Raw genomic sequence first — 18,559 nt, 5'->3', positions numbered from 1 at the left:
GACGACTTTGATCGAAGTTGTTCGAAAACGCCGACCCGGAACCGGCGGCTCACAGGCCGGTGATGAGGGAGTCGTCGATGTCGTGCCGGAGGTTGTTGTGGACGGTGACGACGCCGGGGGTGCGCTGGGCGGTCCAGCACACGCTGTCGGCGGTGCTGCGCAGGCGGAGCTTTCCGGTCAGGGTGACGACACCGCCGGTGACCTGGATGGTGACCTTGCCGACCTCGTAGGCGGGGACGCGGATGTCGCGTTCGAGGTCGGCCTGGACGTCGAGGTCGCTGCGGAGGAGCAGCGGTAGCACATGGCACCGGGTGACGGTGCCGATGAGGATTCCGTGTGTGTCCACGACGTACACGTCACCGACGTCGGCGAGCGCGTGCAGGGCGGCGGCGACCGGGGTGTCCTCGGCGACGGTCGGGGCGGGTGTGGACATGAGGTGGGTCGCGTTGATCCCGGGTGCCTTGCGCCAGCGGGCTCGGCAGCCCGCGCCTGCCAGCAGCGGCAGGTAGTCGGTGCCGCCGTGGTACTCGAGTTTGGTCAGGGTGTCGACGTCGGTCACCACCCCGATCGGATGGCCGGTGAGGTCGATGACGGGGAGCGCGTGGAGGTCGTGGGCGAGCATGGTGCCGACGAGCTCCCGGAACGGGGTGTCGGGCACGACGGTGACCACCTGCCGGGTCATCAGATCCGCCACCGTCGGCTCGCGCATCAGACACTCCCTACGGACACCCGACGCATGCCCTTTCGCACTTGCTAAGATTAGCAAGTGCTGAACAGTGGGTCCATGGTCTGCGCGGGAGAGGGGTGCCGATGAGCCTGCCTCTTTACCAACTGAAGGCGGAGTTCTTCAAGACGTTGGGGCATCCCGCCCGGATCCGGGTGCTGGAGCTGCTGAGCCAGCGCGAGCACGCGGTCTCCGAGATGTTGCCGGAGGTGGGGATCGAGGCGGCCAATCTCTCGCAGCACCTGGCGGTGTTGCGTCGCGCGGGGCTGGTGACCACGCGCAAGGAGGGCTCGACCGTCTTCTACTCGCTGACCAGCCCGGTCGTGGCGGAGCTGCTGGCGGTGGCGCGGCGGATCCTGACCGAGGTGCTGTCCGGGCAGGTCGAGCTGCTGGCGGACCTGCGCACGCCGGACTCCGGCGCGGCGCGCACCAGGCGGGCGGCCTCGGGCGGGTAGCCGGCCGCGGTCGTCCCGCCGATTCCTGGCTTGTCGCCCGGCGGGAGGGCCGCTCCTCGTTCTCCAGGCCGGACGAACAGAGTTGTGGAGCAGGGTGTGCTGAGTTTGTGGCGCAGGATCCGTGGCGTTGGGCGGGTGGCCGAGCCCGCGCCGCCGCGGCCGGACGGCGGTCCGGTCACCGAACTGGGTGGTTCGGTTCAGGTGCGGCACGTGGACGCGGGGTCGTGCAACGGCTGCGAGGTGGAGATCGGTTCCGCGTTCGGGCCGGTGTACGACGCCGAACGCTACGGCGTGCGGCAGGTCGCCTCGCCACGCCACGCGGACGCGCTGGTGGTGACCGGCCCGGTGACCCGGAACATGGCGGAGCCGTTGCGCCGGACCTACGACGCGGTGCCGGGCCCGAAGCTGGTGGTGGCGGTGGGGGACTGCGCGCGGAACTGCGGTGTCTTCGCGGGCGCGTACGGGGTGGTCGGCGCGGTGCGGGACATCGTGCCGGTCGACGTCGAGATCGCCGGATGCCCGCCGCGACCGGAGGCGGTCGTCGAGGGCCTGCGGAAGCTGACCGGCCGATGAACGTCGCGGCGACGGGCCTCGGTGTCGCCGTGGCCGTGGGGGTGGCGACCGCGCTGGCCGGCCTGGTGGCCCCTGCCAGGGCACGGTCGGCGGTGGTGGGCGCGGGGACCGCGGTGAGCGGCGCGGCGGGGGCGGTGGCCGGGGTCGTGGCCGTGTCGGGCGGGTCGTTCTCGGTGGCGTTGCCGTGGTTGCTGCCGCTGTCCGGGACGACCTTCACGCTCGACGCCCTCGGCGGGCTGTTCGTCGCGGTCACCGGTGCCGTCGCGGTCGCCGCCGGTGTCTACGGCATCTCCTACGCCAGGTCCCACGGCCTCGCCGCACGTCCCGTGCAGTCGGTGTTCCCGCTGTTCGTGGTGACCATGCTGCTGGTGCCCGCGGCCGGGAGCGTCGCCACGTTCCTCGTGTGCTGGGAGCTGATGGCGCTCACCTCACTGCTGCTCGTGGTGGCCCAGCACCGGCGCGGGGCCGAGGTGGCGCGGGCGGGACGCTGGTACGCGGTGATGACCCACCTCGGCTTCGTGACGATCCTCATCGGACTGATGGTGTTCGTCGCGCACGCCGGTGGTGACTCGTTCGAGGCGCTGCGTGCTGCGGATCCGCCGCGTGACCTGGTGTTCGTGTTGACGCTGGCCGGGTTCGCGTCGAAGGCGGGGATCCTGCCGCTGCACGCGTGGTTGCCGAGGGCCCACCCGGAGGCGCCGAGTCACGTGTCCGCGCTGATGTCGGCGGCGATGGTCAACCTCGGCGTGTACGGGCTGGTGCGTGTCGGGTTCGACCTGCTCGGCGGCGGACCGCGCTGGTGGTGGCTGCTCGTGCTGGCCCTTGGCGCGGTCTCGGCGGTGCACGGGATCCTGCAGGCGGTCACCAGTTCCGACCTCAAACGGCTGCTGGGCCAGTCCACTACGGAGAACATGGGGCTGGTGCTGGTGGGCGTTGGTGCCGCCGGGCTGTTCGCCACCTCCGGTGACCGGGTGCTGTCCGGGTTGGCGCTGGCGGCGGCGCTGCTGCACGTGGTCAACCACGCCGCCTTCAAGACGTTGTTGTTCCTGGCCGCCGGATCGGTGCTGCACGCGACCGGTACTCGTGACCTCGACGCGTTGGGCGGGCTGCGGCCGGGGATGCCGGTGACCACGGCCGCGTTCGGCTTGGGCGCGCTGGCCGCGTCGGCGTTGCCGCCGGGCACGGCGTTCGTGTCGGAGTGGTTGCTGCTGCAGGCGCTGGTCCACGGACCGTCCGGCGGGGGCACGGTGGCGACGGTCGCGATGCCGGTCGCGGTGGCGGCCGTCGCGCTCACCGCGGGCCTCGCGGTCGCGACGTTCGTGAAGGCGTTCGGGGTCGGTTTCCTCGCCAGGCCACGGAGTCCGGCCGCGGCGCGGGCGCACGAGAGCCCCGCCAGCATGCTCGCCGGGATGGGCCTGGCCGGGCTCGCGTGCGTGGTGCTGGCGGTGTTGCCGACGGTCGTGCTGCCCGGCGTCGGCGCGGCGCTCGGTCCCGCTCTCGGCACCGGGGACGTCGCGGTGTCCGGGCTGGTGACCATGCGGCTGACCGGCATCGTGGGTTCGTTGTCGCCGTTGCTGCTCACGGTCGCGCTCGTCGCCGGTGGTGTCGTGGTCGTCGGCGGTGTGCGGGCGGCCGCGACACGGCGCGCGAGGCGTGCGGCCCGGTTGTGGGACTGCGGCGGTGGCCCGCTGTCGGCACGCATGGAGTACACCGCGACGTCGTTCGCCGAGCCCCTGCAGCGAGTGTTCGACGACGTGCTGCGACCGGAGACCGATGTGGACGTCAGCCACCACGAGGAGTCCCGGTACCTGGTGCGGGCAGTGCGGTACCGGCAGAAGGTGCCCGACCGGATCGAACGCAGGCTGTACGAGCCGGTGCTCACGGCGGTGACGGCGTGGGGAAGGGCGGGCAGGAGGCTCGCGACCGGGAGCGTGCACCGCTACCTCGGGTACGGCTTCTACACGGTGTGTGGTGTGTTGCTCCTGCTGGCGGTGACGTGGTGAGCGGACTGGGGATCGCTGGTGGGATCGTGCAGCCGGTGCTGATCGTGGCCGGGTCGCCGTTGCTGGTCGGGGTGATGCGGCAGGTCCGGGCGAGGCTCGAGGGCCGGGCAGGTGCGGGTGTGTGGCAGCCGTGGCGGGACCTGCGCAAGTTGTTCCGCAAGGAGCGGGTGTCGCCGCGCGGGACCAGTGAGGTGTACCGCGTCGCGCCGCTGGTGTTGGTCGCCACGACCGTCGTGGTCGCGGTGGTCGGGCCGTTCGTGACCGTGGAACCGGCGATCGGGCCGGTGGCGGACCTGTTCGCGGTGGTGGCGTTGCTGGCGTTGGGCGCGGTGGCGCTGGCGCTGGCCGGGATCGACACCGGGACCGCGTTCGGCGGGATGGGCGCCAGCCGTGAGATGACCATCCTGGCCCTCGTGGAACCGACGCTGTTGGTGGCGATCTTCGCGCTGTCCGCGCGGGTCGGCTCCACCAACCTCGGGGCTGTCGTCTCGGCGACGCTCCACGACCCGGCCCGGGTGATCTCCCCGGCGAGCCTGCTCGCCGCCGTCGCGCTGGTCATCGTGATCATCGCGGAGACCGGTCGGCTGCCGGTGGACAACCCCTCGACGCACCTCGAGCTGACGATGGTGCACGAGGCCATGGTGCTCGAGTACGCCGGACCGGACCTCGCGCTGGTCGAGCTGGCCTCGGCGATGCGGCTGTCCGTGTTCCTGTGCCTGCTCGCGAACCTGTTCCTGCCGTGGGGCGTCGCCACCACGGCGGCGCCGCTCGCACTGCTGGTGGGTGTGCTGGCGCTGGTGGTCAAGGTCGGGGTGCTGGGGACGGCGCTGGCCGCGGGCGAGGTGTTCGTGGCGAAGCTGCGTTTGTTCCGGGTGCCGGAGCTGCTGGCCGGGTCGTTCCTGCTGTCGCTGCTGGCCGTCACGGCCGCGTTCTTCCTGACGTGAGGTGACCGTGAGCCAGTCGTTGTACGTGCAGCTGCTGTACCTGGCGTGCGGCGGGTTGCTGCTGACGTCGGTGCTGGTGCTGTGGCGGCGTGAGCTTTCCGTGCTCATCCGGGTGTTCGCCGTGCAGGGCCTCGCGTTGGCGGCGCTGGTCGCGGTGCTCGCCGCACACGAGGGCTCCGGGGAGTTGTGGGCGGTCGCCGCCGGCGTCCTCGTGCTGCGGGCCTGCGTGCTGCCGTACCTGGTGCGGCGGGCGCTGGCCAGTGCGGGACCGGCACGGCGGGAGGTCCGCCCGGTGGTGAACGTCGCCACGTCGCTGCTGGTCGCGGCGGCGTTGACGTTGCTGGCGTACGCGGTGTGCGAGCCGTTGCTGGCGCTGGCGCCGTCACCGTCCGGCCACGCGATCCCCGTGGGGGTGACGGTGGCGCTGATCGGGTTCTTCGTGCTGGTCACCCGGCGCCACGCGCTGTCCCAGCTGGTCGGTTTCCTGTTGCTGGACAACGGGATCACCGCGGTCGGGTTCCTCACCACGGCCGGGGTCGGGCTGGTCGTCGAGCTGGGGGTGTCGCTGGACGTGCTGCTGGCGGTGCTGGTCCTGCAGGTGCTCACCACCCGGATGCGGGAGACCTTCGGCGACACCGATCTCGACGAGCTCCGGGAGTTGCACGACTGATGACCGTGTTCATGCTCGCCCCGATGGTCGTGCCGGTGCTCGGCGCGCTCGGCTTCGCGGTGCTCGGCCGGCGCGCCGCGACGGCCTGGCTGGGCGCGGTGAGCGCGGGGCTGGTGCTGGCGGCCGCGGTCGGCGCGGCGGTCGTGGTGGTCGACGACGGCGCGCACACCGGTATGGCCGGGCTCGTGCGAATGGACGCGCTGTCGGCGTTCATGCTCGTCGTGATCGGTGCCGTGGCGTTGCTCGCGACGCTGGCGACGCCCGCGTACCTGCGGGCCGAGATCGAGGCGGGCCGGGCGACCGAACGGACCGCGCAACGGCACGGTGTGCTCGTCCAGCTGTTCCTCGCCGCGATGGCACTCGCCGTGCTGGCCGCCAACCTCGGTGTGCTGTGGGTGGCGATCGAGGCCACCACGATCGTCACCGCGTTCCTCGTCGGTCAGCGCCGAACCCGGGAGTCCGTCGAGGCGGCGTGGAAGTACGTGGTGATCTGCTCGGCGGGCATCGCGCTCGCGTTGCTGGGGACCATCCTGCTCAACTTCGCCGCCTCCCACGCCCCCGGTGGTGCTGGGCTGGACCTGTCCGCGCTCACCACCCACGCGGCCGGTCTCGACCCGGGCGTCACCCGGATCGCGGTGGCGCTGCTGATCATCGGGTTCGGCACCAAGGCGGGGCTCGCGCCACTGCACGCGTGGCTCCCCGACGCGCACTCCCAGGCCCCCGCACCGGTGTCCGCACTGATGTCCGGTGTGCTGCTCTCGGTGGCGTTCTACGCGATCCTGCGGGTCAAGGTCATCGCCGACGTCGCGCTCGGCACCGGGTTCACCCGCACGTTGCTCGCCGTGATGGCGCTCGCGTCGCTGCTGCTCGCCGCGTCGCTGCTGCTCGCCCAGCGGGACTACAAGCGGATGCTGGCCTACTCCAGCATCGAACACCTCGGTCTGGTCGCCCTCGGCGCGGCCATCGGCACCCCGCTCGCCATCGCCGCGGTGCTGCTGCACATCGTCGGCCACGGACTGGCCAAGGCGGTGTTGTTCCTCGGCGCGGGACGGGTCCTGCAGGTCACCCGCACGAGCCGGATCGGCGGCGTGCGTGGCCTGGCAGCCCGCCACCCCGTGCTCGCGGGCTGCGTGGGCACGGGGGTGCTCGCGCTGATCGGCCTGCCCCCGTTCAGCCTGTTCGCCAGCGAACTGGGCATCGCACGCGCCGGGTTCACCGCAGGACTCGGCTGGCTGACGGCCGCCGCGCTCGCCCTCGTGCTGGTGATCGCGGCGGCGCTGGTCGTGCACACGAGCCGCATGCTGCTCGGCACCCCGTCGGACGGTCCGGGCGCGGCGACGGCGCCCGCTCGGCTGCCCAGGTCGGTCGCCGTCGCGCTCGTGGGTGGCCTGCTGGCGTGCGCCGCGCTGGGCGTCACCGCGGAACCGCTGTCCACCCTGCTGCACGCCGCCACCGACATCCTGACGGGGACGCCATGACCACCCGCACCGTGACCCCGGCGGAACTGCCGGAACAGGCCGAATCCCTGCTGGACAACGGATACCGGGTCGCGCTGGTGGCCGGGCACCACGATGTGGACGACCGGCTGCGTGCCGTGTACCTGTTCACGGCGGCCGACCCCGATCGGCGTGTCGAGCTCCACGTGCCGCTCGACCGGTCGGCGCCTCGGGTGCCCAGCCTGGCCGGGCTGTCGTTCCCGGCGGGCCGGTTCGAGCGGGAGATGCACGACCTGTTCGGCGTCGTGCCCACCGGCCACCCCCAGCCGGCCAGGCTGGTCCGCCACTTCCACTGGCCGAAGGGCTGGCACCCGATGCTCGCCGACGCGGGTGAACCGCCGGAGTTCGGCGACGTCGACGGTCCCTATCCGTTCAGGACGGTCGAGGGCGACGGCGTGTACGAGATCCCGGTCGGCCCGGTGCACGCCGGCATGATCGGTCCCGGCCACTTCCGGTTCTCCGTGGTGGGGGAGACCATCCTCAACCTCAAGGCCCGCCTGTGGTTCGTCCATAGGGGAGTGGAGAAGTTGTTCCAGGGCCGGCGCCCGGACGACGCGGTCGAAGTGGCCGAGCGCGTCAGCGGCGACACCTCGGTCGGGCACACACTCGCCTTCTGCCAGGCGGTCGAGGACGCCCTGCGGCTCACGATCCCAGCGAACGTCCAGCGCCTGCGCGGGGTGCTACTGGAACTGGAACGGCTCTACAACCACGTCACCGACATCGGTGCCCTGTGCAACGACGTGGGTTACGGCATCCTCAACAACCACGCGCAGCACGTCCGCGAGCAGTTGTTGCGTGTCAACGACTCCGTCACCGGACACCGCCTCATGCGCGGGGCCCTCCGCCCCGGCCGCACGGCCGTACACGCACTGCCCGACCCCGGTCGGCTCGCGGCCATCGGCGACGACATCGCCGAGATCGTCGCCATCGCACTCGGTAACACCATCGTCGCCGACCGGTTCGCCGGCACCGCCGTCCTCACCCGCCGACAGGCCACCGACCTGGGCACACTCGGCTACGTGGCGCGCGCCAGCGGACTGACCACCGATGCCCGCCACGACCACCCGTCACTGCCCGACGTCGTCGCCCGCGCCGAACACGCGACGACCGACGGCGACGTGCTGTCCCGCTTCCTCGTCCGCGCCGGGGAAGCCACCCACTCCATCAACCTGATCACCAGCCTGGTCGAGTCCCTGGACGGCGACACCGGCCGGTTCACCGGCACGGCGACGCCCTCATCCGATACGGGTGATTTCCGGTCGGGTGTCGGCATCGTCGAGGGCTGGCGCGGCACCATCGTCCACCGCGTCGAACTGGGTCCCGGCGGCACCCTCAGCCGCGTCAAGATCGTCGACCCCAGCTTCTTCAACTGGCCTGCTCTGCCCGTCGCGCTGGCCGACACGATCGTCCCCGACTTCCCGCTGACCAACAAGAGCTTCAACCTCTCCTACGCGGGCAACGACCTCTGACCGCAAGGGTGGGCTTCCGCACTCGCACTAGCTATCAAGTATCTGTTATATAGATGTCCGATTATTGCCTGAGATGGGAGGCGAGGACGGCGGCGGTTCGCGCGCCGTAGGGGAAAGCGCGCAGGGGAGGGGAGAGCCTGGGTCGCGCGACGGTGAGTGGTGGTCGATGTTCGCCGATGGCGTGGGCGACCGGAGGCGGTCGGCGTACGAGAAGTGACGGCGCCGGGCGGGGCGATCGCTCGCGGTTCCCGGCCGGTGAGATCGCCGTGCTGCGCCTGTCCCCTTGTCTACAATCATCTACTATTAGCTATAAAGATGTCCAATTATTGTGCGGCCTCCGCACCGGACACACCACACTCACTCCTACTCAAAACAGCAGGGAAGGGGAGGGGTCAGACGAACTGTTGCACCAGCAGGATCGTGGCGCCCGCCAGGGCGAGGGTCATCGCGGCGACGCGGGTGTGGTGGACGTCGAGGTGTTTGCCGATCGGGCGGGCGAGTAGGACGCCGAGTGCGGCGGCGGGGGCGAGGAACAATGCGTACCGCAGGTTGTGCAGGTCGACGGACCCGGAGATGGTGAGTGCGGTGAGGCTCATGGCGGAGCCGACGAGGAAGAAGGCGCCCATCGTGCTGCGCAGCCGGGGGCCTGCGAACTGCTGCCACATCATGGCCATCGGGGGGCCGCCGATGGAGGTGGCGGTGCCCATGAGTCCGGACATGGCGCCCGCGACGACGACGGCTTTGCGGGTGGGGCGTGGTCGGAAGCCCCAGACGGTGGCGAGTACGCCGAACACGACCATGGCGACGACGAGGAACGCGAGTGGTCGGGCGGGCAGTAGTGCGACGAGTGCGGCGCCGGCGAGTGTGCCGGGGACGCGGCCGGTGAGTGCCCATCCGGCGCCGCGGAGGTCGAGGTGTGTGCCGTCCTGGACGAGTACGGCGGAGGTGATGCCCACTGCCAGCAGCAGGTTCACGACGGGGACGAGTGTGGGTTCCACGACGGCGAGGACGGGTGCGGCGATGAGGCCGAGCCCGAACCCGATGGAGACCTGCAGGAGGGAGCCGAGTAGTACGACGGCGTTGAGTAGCAGGAATCCCCAGATGCTCACAGTGGATGGTGGCACAGTCCACTGTGCCCGTTGTCGCTTGCCGCCGGTGGGGGTGAGGGTGGAGACGGGTTTGTCGCAGACGATGAGGTCGGGGTTGAGTGCGCGGGCGCTGCTGATGCGTTGGCGTTGGCCGTCGGAGAACTCGCCGGGGTAGCGGTCGGTGTCGCTTGCGTGGAGGCCGAGGAGTGCGGAAGACGGTCGGGCGACGCGATAGGTCGTGTCTATGCATGCGTGCTCGGTCTTCATCTGTAGACGGTGGCCGTAAGGGTGCTGTCGGGAGGCGTCAAGGGGTGTGGTCGGTGAGCCGCAGGAGTGAGTCGAGTGCGGGGTTGGTGTGCGCGGAGCGCCAGACGCAGTGGGTTTCGACGATGTCGGGGCGGAGTCCGGCGATCTCGGTGAAGGCGAGGTTGGGCAGGCGCAGGCGGGCGGCGGAGCGGGGGACGAGGCCGACGCCGATGCCGGCGTCGACGAGTGCGAGGAGGCTGTGGACCTGCCCGACCTGTTGCACGTAGCGGGGTTCGACGCCGGCGCCGTGGAAGCAGCTGATCACGAGTTCGTGCAGGTAGCGGGCGGTGATGGGGGCGTAGTTGACGACGTTGTGGCGGCCGATGTCGACCAGTGCGGGTGGGCGGCCGAGTTCGGCGAGGGCGTGGTCGCGTGGGCAGGCGAGGACGAGGCTCTCGGTGTGTACGCGGCGGGTCGACAGGATTTCGGAGGCGGGTACGCCGCGGGCGAGGCCGACGTGGATGTCGCCGGCGAGGAGTGCGTCGACCTGGTCGCGGGACACCATCTCGGTGAGGGTCAGTTCGACGGCGGGAAGGTGTTGGGCGATGGTGCGGATCCAGGTGCCGAGCACGGTGAGCGCGGAGATCGCGGTGAACCCGATCCGCAGTGTGCCGGCGGTGCCGCGGGCGGCGTTGCGTGCGGTGATCGGTGCGGCGGCGGCGAGGGAGAGCATGCGTCTGGCTTCGGGGAGGAACGCCTGGCCTGCGGGGGTGAGCAGTACCGCGCGGGGGGTTCTGACGAGTAGTTCCACTTCGAGTGCGCGTTCGAGCTTCTGCACCTGGCGCGACAGCGGTGGCTGGGTGATGCGCAGGCGGGCGGCGGCGCGGCCGAAGTTGCCTTCCTCGGCGACGGCGACGAACCCGCGGAGTTGCTCGAGCGTGAACGACATGCCGGAAAGGTATCGGAAGATGCGCTCTTGGACTTAGACAGGTATCGCTTGGGGTCATACGCTCGGAAGCATGACCCTCAGTCCGGAATCCCTGCGCGACACACTCGGCACCGGGTTGCTGTCGTTCCCCGTCACGCACGCCACGGCGGACCTGACCTTCGACGAGGGCGCCTACCGTGAGCACGTCGCGTGGCAGTCCTCGTACGCCGCGGCGGGCCTGTTCGCGGCGGGCGGGACCGGCGAGTTCTTCTCGCTGACGCCGGACGAGGTCGCGCGGGTGGTCCGGGCCGCGGTCGCGTCCGCGGGTGACACGCCGGTGCTCGCGCCTGCCGGGTACGGCACCGCGCAGGCGGTGGAGATGGCGCGGGACGCCGAGGCGGCGGGCGCCGCGGGCGTCCTGCTGCTGCCGCCCTACCTGACCGAGGCGCCGCAGGAGGGCCTGTTCGAGCATGTCAGGGCGGTGTGCGCGGCGACGTCGCTCGGTGTGATCGTCTACCACCGCGCCAACGGCAAGCTCACCTACGACACCACCGCGCGGCTGGTGGAGGGGTGCCCGAACCTCGTCGGGTTCAAGGACGGCGTCGGTAACGTCGACCTGATGACCAAGGTGTACGCGCGGCTGGGGGACCGGCTGTTGTCGATCGGGGGCCTGCCGACCGCGGAGACCTACGCGCTGCCGTACCTGGAGATGGGTGTCACCACCTACTCGTCGGCCATCTACAACTTCGCGCCGGCCTGGGCGCTGGAGTTCTACGCCGCCGTCCGGGCCCGCGACGCGGCGGCCGTGTACCGCGAGCTGGACGAGTTCGTGCTGCCCTACATCGAGATCCGGGACCGGCGCGCCGGGTACGCCGTGTCGATCGTGAAGGCCGGGCTGCGTGCCGTCGGCCGTGACCCCGGCCCGGTGCGCCCGCCGTTGACCGACCTGACCGGCGACGAGTTCGACGAGCTGAAGACTCTGGTGGAGAAGGTGAGCCTGGCATGACCGCCACACTGGCGCTGACCGGATCGATGCTGATCGGTGCCGCCGACGTGCGGGGGAGCGCCGGTGAGGTCCGGGGTGTGAACCCGGCGACCGGCGAGACGCTCGAACCCTCCTACGGGCTCGGGGACGGCGCCGACGTGGACCGTGCGGTCGCGCTGGCGTGGGAGGCGTTCGGTCCCTACCGCGCGACGTCTCTGGCGGCCCGGTCGGCGTTCCTGACCACGGTCGCGGACAACATCGACGCGCTCGGCGACACCCTCGTCGCCCGTGTGCATGCCGAGACCGGTATCCCCGAGGTGCGCGTGCGCGGTGAGCTGGCTCGCACCACCGGCCAGTTGCGGCTGTTCGCGTCCGTGGTCGCGGACGGCCGGTTCCTCGGCGCCCGCCTCGACACCCCGGATCCCGACCGTGCCCCGCTGCCCAAGCCTGACCTGCGGCAGCGGAAGATCCCGCTCGGCCCGGTCGCGGTGTTCTCCGCCTCCAACTTCCCGCTCGCGTTCTCCGTCGCCGGTGGCGACACGGCGTCCGCGTTCGCTGCGGGCGCGCCTGTGGTCGTGAAGGCCCACAGCGCCCACCCCGGCACGTCCGAGCTGGTCGGTCGTGCGATCCGGGCCGCGGTCGCCGAGCACGGGTTGCCCGAGGGCACTTTCTCGTTGCTGTTCGGCGGCGGCCGCGGCCTGGGCACCGCGCTCGTCGCGCACCCCAGGATCGCCGCGGTCGGGTTCACCGGTTCCCGCTCCGGCGGTCTCGCGCTCGTCGCGGCCGCCGCGTCCCGGCCCGTGCCGATCCCCGTGTACGCGGAGATGTCGTCGGTGAACCCGGTGATCCTGCTGCCCGGTGCGCTCGCCGAGCGGGGCGCGTCGCTGGGTACCGCGTTCGTCACGTCCCTCACCACGTCCGCGGGCCAGCTGTGCACCAACCCCGGTCTCGTGTTCGCGCTGGGTGACGCGACCGAGTTCGTCGCGGCCGCGGGTGCGGCGGTCGGCGCCGCTCCGGGCGCGGCGATGCTGAACGCGAACATCCAGCGGTCCTATGTGGAGGGTGTGGATCGGTTGGCGTCGGCCGAGAACGTCACCGAGGTCGCCGCGGGCGGCGTCGACGGGTCGATCGGTGTGTGCGGGCAGGCCCGCCTGTTCGCCACCGACGGCGACACCTTCCTCGCCGGGCACGCGTTGCAGGACGAGGTGTTCGGCGCCGCGTCACTCGTCGTCCGCGTCCGTGACGTCGCCCAGCTGGCACGGATCCTCGACACCCTCGAGGGCCAGCTGACCGCGACCGTGCACGCCGCCGCGTCCGACCAGGACACCGCCGCCGCGCTCCTGCCCCGCCTGGAGCTGCTCGCCGGTCGGGTCCTGTTCGGCGGCTGGCCCACCGGTGTCGAGGTCGGGCACGCGGTGGTCCACGGCGGACCGTTCCCCGCCACCGCCAACCCCGCCACCACCTCTGTCGGGACGCTCGCCGTCGAACGGTGGCTGCGGCCCGTGTCCTACCAGAACATCCCGGACGCGCTGCTCCCTGACGAGCTGCGCGAGGACAACCCGCTCGGTGTGCCGAGGCTGCGGGACGGGGCCGCCGAGTGACGCCCCCGGTCGTCTCCGGCTACCGGGTCGTCCCGGTCGCGGGCCAGGACAGCATGCTGCTCAACCTGTCCGGTGCGCACGGCCCCTACTTCACCCGCAACCTGTTGATCCTCACCGACACCGACGGCAACACCGGTGTCGGTGAGGTGCCCGGCGGTCCCGCGATCACCGACACCCTCACCGAGGCCCGTGACCTCGTCGTCGGCGCGAAGATCGGCGACCACAACGCGGTGCTCGCCGCCGTGCGGGACCGGTTCGGGACGTTGGACGCGGCCGGACGCGGGTCGCAGACGTTCGACCTGCGTGTGACCGTCCACGTCCGCACCGCCATCGAAGCCGCCATGCTCGACCTGCTCGGCCGTCACCTCGACGTGCCCGTGGCGGCGCTGCTCGGCGAGGGAGGGCAACGTGACCGCGTCCGCGTCCTGGGCTATCTGTTCTTCGTCGGCGACCGCCGGAAGACCGACCTGGGCTATCGGGCGGGGGAGGGCGACGACTGGTTCGGTGTCCGCGACCGCGAGGCGCTCGACGCCGCCGGGATCGTCGCCCAGGCCGAGGCCGCGCAGGCCCGCTACGGGTTCACCGATTTCAAACTCAAGGGTGGTGTGCTGTCCGGCGCGCGGGAGGTGGAGGTGATGCGGGTCCTCGCCGCCCGTTTCCCCGACGCCGGCCTCACGCTCGACCCCAACGGCGGCTGGCCGCTCGTCGACGCCATCGGCCATGGCCACGCGTTGCGGGACGTGCTCGCCTACGTCGAGGACCCGTGCGGCGCCGAGGACGGATATTCCGGGCGCGAGACCCTCGCCGAGTTCCGCCGGGCCACGGGGCTGCGCACCGCCACCAACATGGTCGCCACCGACTGGCGCCAGCTCGGGCACGCCGTGCGGCAGTCCGCCGTGGACATCCCGCTCGCCGACCCGCACTTCTGGACCATGCGGGGCTCGGTGCGGGTCGCGCAGCTGTGCCAGGCGTGGGGCCTCACCTGGGGTTCGCACTCCAACAACCACTTCGATGTCTCGCTCGCGATGTTCACCCACGTCGCCGCCGCCGCACCCGGCGACATCACCGCCGTCGACACCCACTGGATCTGGCAGGACGGGCAACGGCTCACCACCGACCCGATCCGGATCGTCGACGGGCACCTCGCGGTGCCGGACGCGCCCGGACTCGGCGTGACGATCGACCTCGACCAGGTCGACGCCGCCCACGACCTGTACCGGAGGGAGGCGCTCGGCGTCCGCGACGACGCCGTCGCCATGCGGTACCTCGTGCCAGGATGGCGGTTCGACCCGAAACGACCCGCGTTGGAGACCGCGTGACCGTGCTGCAGGCCTGCCCGCTGCTGCCCTCGCTCGAGGAGAACCTGCGGGCCACCTACAAGATCGTGGACCAGCCCGGCGACGACGTGGTCGCCGCCATCACCTCCTCCCGGTACGGCGTCACCAACGAGCAGATCGACGCCATGCCGTCCCTGCGGGCGATCGTCCACTTCGGAGTCGGCTACGAGACCACCGACGTCGCCTACGCCCGCTCCCGCGGCATCGTCGTGTCCAACACCCCCGACGTGCTCACCGACTGCGTCGCCGACCTCGCCGTCGGCGGCATGATCGACGTGCTGCGCGGGCTCACCGCCGCCGACCGGTTCGTCCGCCGCGGCGACTGGCGACGCGGACAGTTCCCGCTCGCCACCAAGGTCACCGGCCGCCGCGTCGGCATCCTGGGTCTCGGCCGCATCGGCCGGGCGATCGCCCACCGGCTCACCGCGTTCGACGCCGACCTGAGCTACCACTCACGACACCGGGTATCCGACGTGCCCTACCGGTACGCCGACTCCCCGGTCGCGCTCGCGGCCCAAGCCGAGGTGCTGGTGGTGGCCACCTCGGGCGGCCCGGCCACCGCGGGCCTCGTGTCCGCGGACGTGTTGACCGCCCTCGGGCCCGCCGGGTACCTCGTGAACGTCGCGCGGGGCAGCGTCGTCGACGAACCCGCGCTGGTGGCCGCGGTGACCACCGGCGGCATCGCGGGCGCCGCGCTCGACGTGTTCGCCGACGAACCGACTGTGCCGGAACCGTTGCTCGGTCTGGACAACGTCGTGCTGCTCCCGCACATCGCCAGCGCCACCACGGAAACCCGCGAAGCCATGGGCGACCTGGCGTTCGGCAACCTGCGGCGGTTCCTGACCGACGGCACCCTGCTCACACCGGTGCCGTAACCACCACCGCGGCCGCCAGCAGGAGGAACCCGAGCGGCAACCCGATCATCCGGTCCCCGACCCGCAGGTGGGTGAGGATCGCGAGGAGGAAGAACACCACCAGTCCGGCCGCGGCCGCCACCGCGAACCACGGCCGCGCCAACCCCGCGAGCAGCCCGGCGACCGCGACCGCCTTCGGCACCCCCAACCACGGCAGGAGCCGCGTCGGCACCCCCACCCGCGCCATCCCGACCCGGATCCGCTCCAACCGAAGGAAATCGGCGACCGCGGAAAACGTGTTGGCCGCGGCCGCCGCCACCAGCAACGCGATGTGCAGGCCGGTCATCGGAACAGCTCCGCGTGGTCGGCCACCCACTCGGCGAACGTGCGTGCCGGGCGGCCCAGCACCGCCGCCACGTCCCCGCTCACGGCCGCCGGCCTGCCGTTCTCCCGCTCGTAGCGCGCCATCAGCGCCGCCGCGAACTCCGGGCGCTGCCCGTGCGCCACCATCCCGGCCGCCGCGGCCGACGCCGGCACCGGCACGAACCGCAGCTCCCGGCCCAGCACCCGCCCGATCGTCGCCACCAACTGCTCGTGGGTCAGCGACTCCGGGCCCGTCAGCACCAGCGTCCGGCCCACCAGGTCGTCGTCGACCAGCGCGCGCGCCGCCACCGCCGCCAGGTCACGCGGATCCACCGGCGCCTCCGCCGCGGCCGGGAACGGCGCCCGGACCACGTCACCGGCACGCACCTGCGGGGCCCACGACCACGCCGTGTTGATCGCGAAGTACCCCGCGCGCAGGCTCACCCACTCCAGACCGCTGTCCACCGCGGCCGCCTCCACCTCCTTGTTGCGGTCGCCGTTGGCGCGGGACGGCTGCTCGTCGAGCGGATCGTCGACGTTCGTGGCCGACAGCACCACCACCCGCCGCACCCCGGCCTCCTTCGCCCTGGCCAGCAGCGCCGCGGCCGAAAGACCCACCGCGCGCGGGTGGAGGAACACCGCGGTGACGCCGCCGACGTCGGGCTCGGTGACCGACCCGGGCAGCCGGGACGGGTCACGTGTCACGGCACGGACCGGGTGGCCACGCAGCTCCGCCAGCAGCGGGCGGCAGACGGTGCCGGTCGCTCCGGTGATCAAGAACATCAGCACTCCTTACGGAATCGAGATTGTATGGAAATCATACTACGTTGGGTGTCGATCGACCGGGGGCGTGTTCGTGTAGGGGATGGCCGAACCGCTGCGGGAGGATCACCGCCATGAAGCAGTACCTGCTGAGCATCTACCAGCCAGAAGGCGCACCCGAGCCCGAAGTCCTGGCGCCGGTCATGCGGGACCTGGACGCGCTCAACCAGGAAATGCGCGACGCGGGCGCGTGGGTGTTCGCGGGCGGGCTGCACCCACCGGCCACCGCGTCCGTCCTGCGCGCCACCGGCGACGACGTCCTCGTGACCGACGGGCCGTTCATCGAAGCCAGGGAGTTCCTCGGCGGGTTCACCGTCATCCAGGCCGAGGACCTCGACGCCGCCCTCGCGTGGGGACGCAAGCTCGCCGCCGTCCTCGCGCCGCTCGCCATCGAGGTGCGTCCGTTCCAGTGAGCGTGGTCAGGTCCCTCGTGTTGTTCGCGCTCGCCGCGCTCGCCGAGATCGGCGGTGCCTGGCTGGTCTGGCAGGGCTGGCGCGAGGACCGCGGCCTGTGGTGGATCGCCGCAGGCGTGCTCACGCTCGGCGCCTACGGGTTCGTCGCCACCTTCCAGCCCGACCCGCACTTCGGGCGGATCCTCGCCGCCTACGGCGGCGTGTTCGTCGCCGGATCGCTCGCCTGGGGCATCGTCGTCGACAAGTTCCGCCCCGACCGGTGGGACTACCTCGGCGCCGCCCTCTGCCTGATCGGAGTCGCCGTGATCATGTACGCGCCACGCCGGTGACCACCCACATGACCACCGACGTGACCATCGACGAGATCTACCGCGGCGAGTACGGGCGCGCCGTGTCCGTGCTCGTCCGCGCCCTGGGCGACATCGGCCTCGCCGAGGAAGCCGTGCAGGACGCGTTCGTCGAGGCCGTCCGCCGCTGGCCGGCCGACGGCATCCCACCCAGCCCCGCCGGCTGGCTCATCACCACCGCCCGCAACCGCGCCATCGACCGCCTGCGCCGCGAAGCCACCCGCGACGAACGCCACCGCCAGGCACTCGACCTGCTGGCCACCGAACCCGACGAGGAGGGCGTGGTGCACGACGACCGGCTACGCCTGATCTTCACCTGCTGCCACCCCGCGCTCGCCACCGGCGTGCGGGTCGCCCTCACCCTCCGGCTGCTCGGCGGCCTCACCACCGCCGAGGTCGCCCGTGCGTTCCTCGTCCCCGAACCGACCATGGCGCAACGCCTCGTCCGCGCCAAGAACAAGATCCGCGACGCGCACATCCCCTACCGCGTGCCCCACGAAGCCGACCTCCCCGCCCGGCTCGCCGGCGTCCTCGCCGTCATCTACCTGATCTTCAACGAAGGCCACTCGACCGTCGACCGCCCCGAACTCGCCGCCGAGGCGATCCGGCTCGGCCGCGTCCTCACCGCGCTGATGCCCGACGAACCCGAGGTCACCGGCCTGCTCGCACTTATGCTGCTCAGCGAGTCCCGCCGCCTCGCACGCGTCGCCACCACCGGCGACCTCGTGCTGCTCGGCGACCAGGACCGCGCCCGCTGGGACCGCGACATGATCGCCGAAGGGCAGGCGCTCGTCCGCCAGTGCCTGCGCCGCAACCAGCCCGGCCCCTACCAGATCCAGGCCGCCATCGCCGCCGTGCACAGCGACGCACCGACCACCGCCGACACCGACTGGACTCAGATCGTCGCCCTCTACGACCAACTCATGGCCATCGCACCCACCCCCGTCGTCGCACTCAACCGCGCCGTCGCGCTCGCCGAACTCCGCGGCCCGGCCGAAGCGCTCGCCATCGTCGACGCACTGTCGCTGGACCGCTACCACCTGTACCACTCCGTGCGCGGCAACCTGCTGCGCCGCCTCGGCAGACACGACGAAGCCGCCACCGCCTACCAGACCGCGCTCGCACACGCCCCCGCCGCCGACCGCACCGTCCTGAACGGACTCCTCGGCAGCTGAACCGCCCACCCGCACCCCCCGTTTCCTTGACGCCGCAACCACTTCGGGTCCACACGGGACAGTCCA

19 protein-coding genes are annotated in these 18,559 nt (G+C 71.7%); 14 read left to right on the top strand and 5 right to left on the bottom strand.

The window, feature by feature from the left end; translation table 11 throughout:
* Positions 1 to 49: 49 nt before the first annotated feature.
* Positions 50 to 709 (bottom strand): CBS domain-containing protein, encoded by a 660-nt coding sequence (locus ACIBVP_RS07040; RefSeq protein WP_396105086.1) that lies wholly within the window; start codon positions 707 to 709, stop codon positions 50 to 52.
* 101 nt (positions 710 to 810) lie between these two features.
* On the opposite strand from ACIBVP_RS07040, the gene ACIBVP_RS07035 reads away from it, so the two are divergent.
* The 7 genes from ACIBVP_RS07035 to ACIBVP_RS07005 all read left to right on the top strand — a co-directional run bounded on the left by ACIBVP_RS07035 (position 811) and on the right by ACIBVP_RS07005 (position 8,334).
* Positions 811 to 1,179 (top strand): ArsR/SmtB family transcription factor, encoded by a 369-nt coding sequence (locus ACIBVP_RS07035; RefSeq protein ID WP_396105085.1) that lies wholly within the window; start codon positions 811 to 813, stop codon positions 1,177 to 1,179.
* Between the two features lie 96 nt (positions 1,180 to 1,275).
* The gene (locus ACIBVP_RS07030; RefSeq protein WP_396105084.1) at positions 1,276 to 1,752 is read left to right on the top strand and encodes an NADH-quinone oxidoreductase subunit B family protein; all 477 of its coding nucleotides are present in this window, start codon (positions 1,276 to 1,278) and stop codon (positions 1,750 to 1,752) included.
* Positions 1,749 to 3,755, top strand: a complete 2,007-nt coding sequence (locus ACIBVP_RS07025) for a proton-conducting transporter membrane subunit (protein WP_396105083.1) — start codon at positions 1,749 to 1,751, stop codon at positions 3,753 to 3,755. Before ACIBVP_RS07030 ends, ACIBVP_RS07025 begins: the two co-directional genes overlap by 4 nt.
* Positions 3,752 to 4,699, top strand: a complete 948-nt coding sequence (locus ACIBVP_RS07020; protein WP_396105082.1) for a respiratory chain complex I subunit 1 family protein — start codon at positions 3,752 to 3,754, stop codon at positions 4,697 to 4,699. Before ACIBVP_RS07025 ends, ACIBVP_RS07020 begins: the two co-directional genes overlap by 4 nt.
* A gap of 7 nt (positions 4,700 to 4,706) precedes the next feature.
* The gene (locus ACIBVP_RS07015) at positions 4,707 to 5,369 is read left to right on the top strand and encodes a hypothetical protein (RefSeq protein WP_396105081.1); all 663 of its coding nucleotides are present in this window, start codon (positions 4,707 to 4,709) and stop codon (positions 5,367 to 5,369) included.
* A complete protein-coding gene (locus ACIBVP_RS07010; protein ID WP_396105080.1) occupies positions 5,369 to 6,847 on the top strand; it encodes a proton-conducting transporter membrane subunit in 1,479 nt (492 codons plus the stop codon). Before ACIBVP_RS07015 ends, ACIBVP_RS07010 begins: the two co-directional genes overlap by 1 nt.
* Positions 6,844 to 8,334 carry an NADH-quinone oxidoreductase subunit C gene (locus ACIBVP_RS07005; protein ID WP_396105079.1) on the top strand — a complete coding sequence of 497 codons (1,491 nt, stop codon included), beginning with the start codon at positions 6,844 to 6,846 and terminating at the stop codon, positions 8,332 to 8,334. The genes ACIBVP_RS07010 and ACIBVP_RS07005 overlap by 4 nt, the downstream gene beginning before the upstream one ends.
* Positions 8,335 to 8,726: 392 nt before the next feature.
* On the opposite strand, the gene ACIBVP_RS07000 is transcribed toward ACIBVP_RS07005, so the two are convergent.
* Positions 8,727 to 9,689, bottom strand: coding sequence for a TSUP family transporter (locus ACIBVP_RS07000; protein WP_396105078.1), 963 nt, complete (start codon positions 9,687 to 9,689; stop codon positions 8,727 to 8,729).
* A gap of 37 nt (positions 9,690 to 9,726) precedes the next feature.
* The gene (locus ACIBVP_RS06995) at positions 9,727 to 10,617 is read right to left on the bottom strand and encodes a LysR substrate-binding domain-containing protein (RefSeq protein ID WP_396105077.1); all 891 of its coding nucleotides are present in this window, start codon (positions 10,615 to 10,617) and stop codon (positions 9,727 to 9,729) included.
* A gap of 70 nt (positions 10,618 to 10,687) precedes the next feature.
* On the opposite strand from ACIBVP_RS06995, the gene kdgD reads away from it, so the two are divergent.
* The 4 genes from kdgD to ACIBVP_RS06975 are packed head-to-tail and all read left to right on the top strand — an operon-like array spanning position 10,688 to position 15,394.
* Positions 10,688 to 11,602: a 5-dehydro-4-deoxyglucarate dehydratase gene (gene kdgD / locus ACIBVP_RS06990; RefSeq protein WP_396105076.1), complete on the top strand. Its 915-nt coding sequence runs from the start codon at positions 10,688 to 10,690 to the stop codon at positions 11,600 to 11,602.
* Positions 11,599 to 13,182: an aldehyde dehydrogenase (NADP(+)) gene (locus tag ACIBVP_RS06985; protein WP_396105075.1), complete on the top strand. Its 1,584-nt coding sequence runs from the start codon at positions 11,599 to 11,601 to the stop codon at positions 13,180 to 13,182. The genes kdgD and ACIBVP_RS06985 overlap by 4 nt, the downstream gene beginning before the upstream one ends.
* Positions 13,179 to 14,501 carry an enolase C-terminal domain-like protein gene (locus ACIBVP_RS06980; RefSeq protein WP_396105074.1) on the top strand — a complete coding sequence of 441 codons (1,323 nt, stop codon included), beginning with the start codon at positions 13,179 to 13,181 and terminating at the stop codon, positions 14,499 to 14,501. Before ACIBVP_RS06985 ends, ACIBVP_RS06980 begins: the two co-directional genes overlap by 4 nt.
* Positions 14,498 to 15,394, top strand: coding sequence for a 2-hydroxyacid dehydrogenase (locus tag ACIBVP_RS06975; RefSeq protein WP_396105073.1), 897 nt, complete (start codon positions 14,498 to 14,500; stop codon positions 15,392 to 15,394). The genes ACIBVP_RS06980 and ACIBVP_RS06975 overlap by 4 nt, the downstream gene beginning before the upstream one ends.
* On the opposite strand, the gene ACIBVP_RS06970 is transcribed toward ACIBVP_RS06975, so the two are convergent.
* Both ACIBVP_RS06970 and ACIBVP_RS06965 read right to left on the bottom strand, forming a co-directional pair.
* On the bottom strand, positions 15,378 to 15,719 hold the full coding sequence (locus ACIBVP_RS06970) for a DoxX family protein (RefSeq protein ID WP_396105072.1): 342 nt from the start codon (positions 15,717 to 15,719) through the stop codon (positions 15,378 to 15,380). The genes ACIBVP_RS06975 and ACIBVP_RS06970 overlap by 17 nt on opposite strands.
* On the bottom strand, positions 15,716 to 16,519 hold the full coding sequence (locus ACIBVP_RS06965; protein WP_396105071.1) for an NmrA family NAD(P)-binding protein: 804 nt from the start codon (positions 16,517 to 16,519) through the stop codon (positions 15,716 to 15,718). The genes ACIBVP_RS06970 and ACIBVP_RS06965 overlap by 4 nt, the downstream gene beginning before the upstream one ends.
* A 113-nt stretch (positions 16,520 to 16,632) precedes the next feature.
* Between ACIBVP_RS06965 and ACIBVP_RS06960 the strand changes: the two genes are divergently transcribed.
* From ACIBVP_RS06960 to ACIBVP_RS06950, 3 genes are read left to right on the top strand one after another with little or no spacing between them, the layout of a single operon-like run.
* Positions 16,633 to 16,971 (top strand): YciI family protein, encoded by a 339-nt coding sequence (locus ACIBVP_RS06960; protein ID WP_396105070.1) that lies wholly within the window; start codon positions 16,633 to 16,635, stop codon positions 16,969 to 16,971.
* Positions 16,968 to 17,300 carry a YnfA family protein gene (locus ACIBVP_RS06955; protein WP_396105069.1) on the top strand — a complete coding sequence of 111 codons (333 nt, stop codon included), beginning with the start codon at positions 16,968 to 16,970 and terminating at the stop codon, positions 17,298 to 17,300. Before ACIBVP_RS06960 ends, ACIBVP_RS06955 begins: the two co-directional genes overlap by 4 nt.
* Positions 17,301 to 17,308: 8 nt before the next feature.
* Entirely contained in the window at positions 17,309 to 18,493 is a 1,185-nt protein-coding gene (locus tag ACIBVP_RS06950) for an RNA polymerase sigma factor (protein WP_396105068.1), read from the top strand.
* Positions 18,494 to 18,559: the final 66 nt, after the last annotated feature.

It is taken from the genome of Actinophytocola sp. NPDC049390 (assembly GCF_044466355.1).
Lineage (GTDB): Bacteria > Actinomycetota > Actinomycetes > Mycobacteriales > Pseudonocardiaceae > Actinophytocola.
This window is presented reverse-complemented; position numbering and strand designations above follow the sequence as displayed.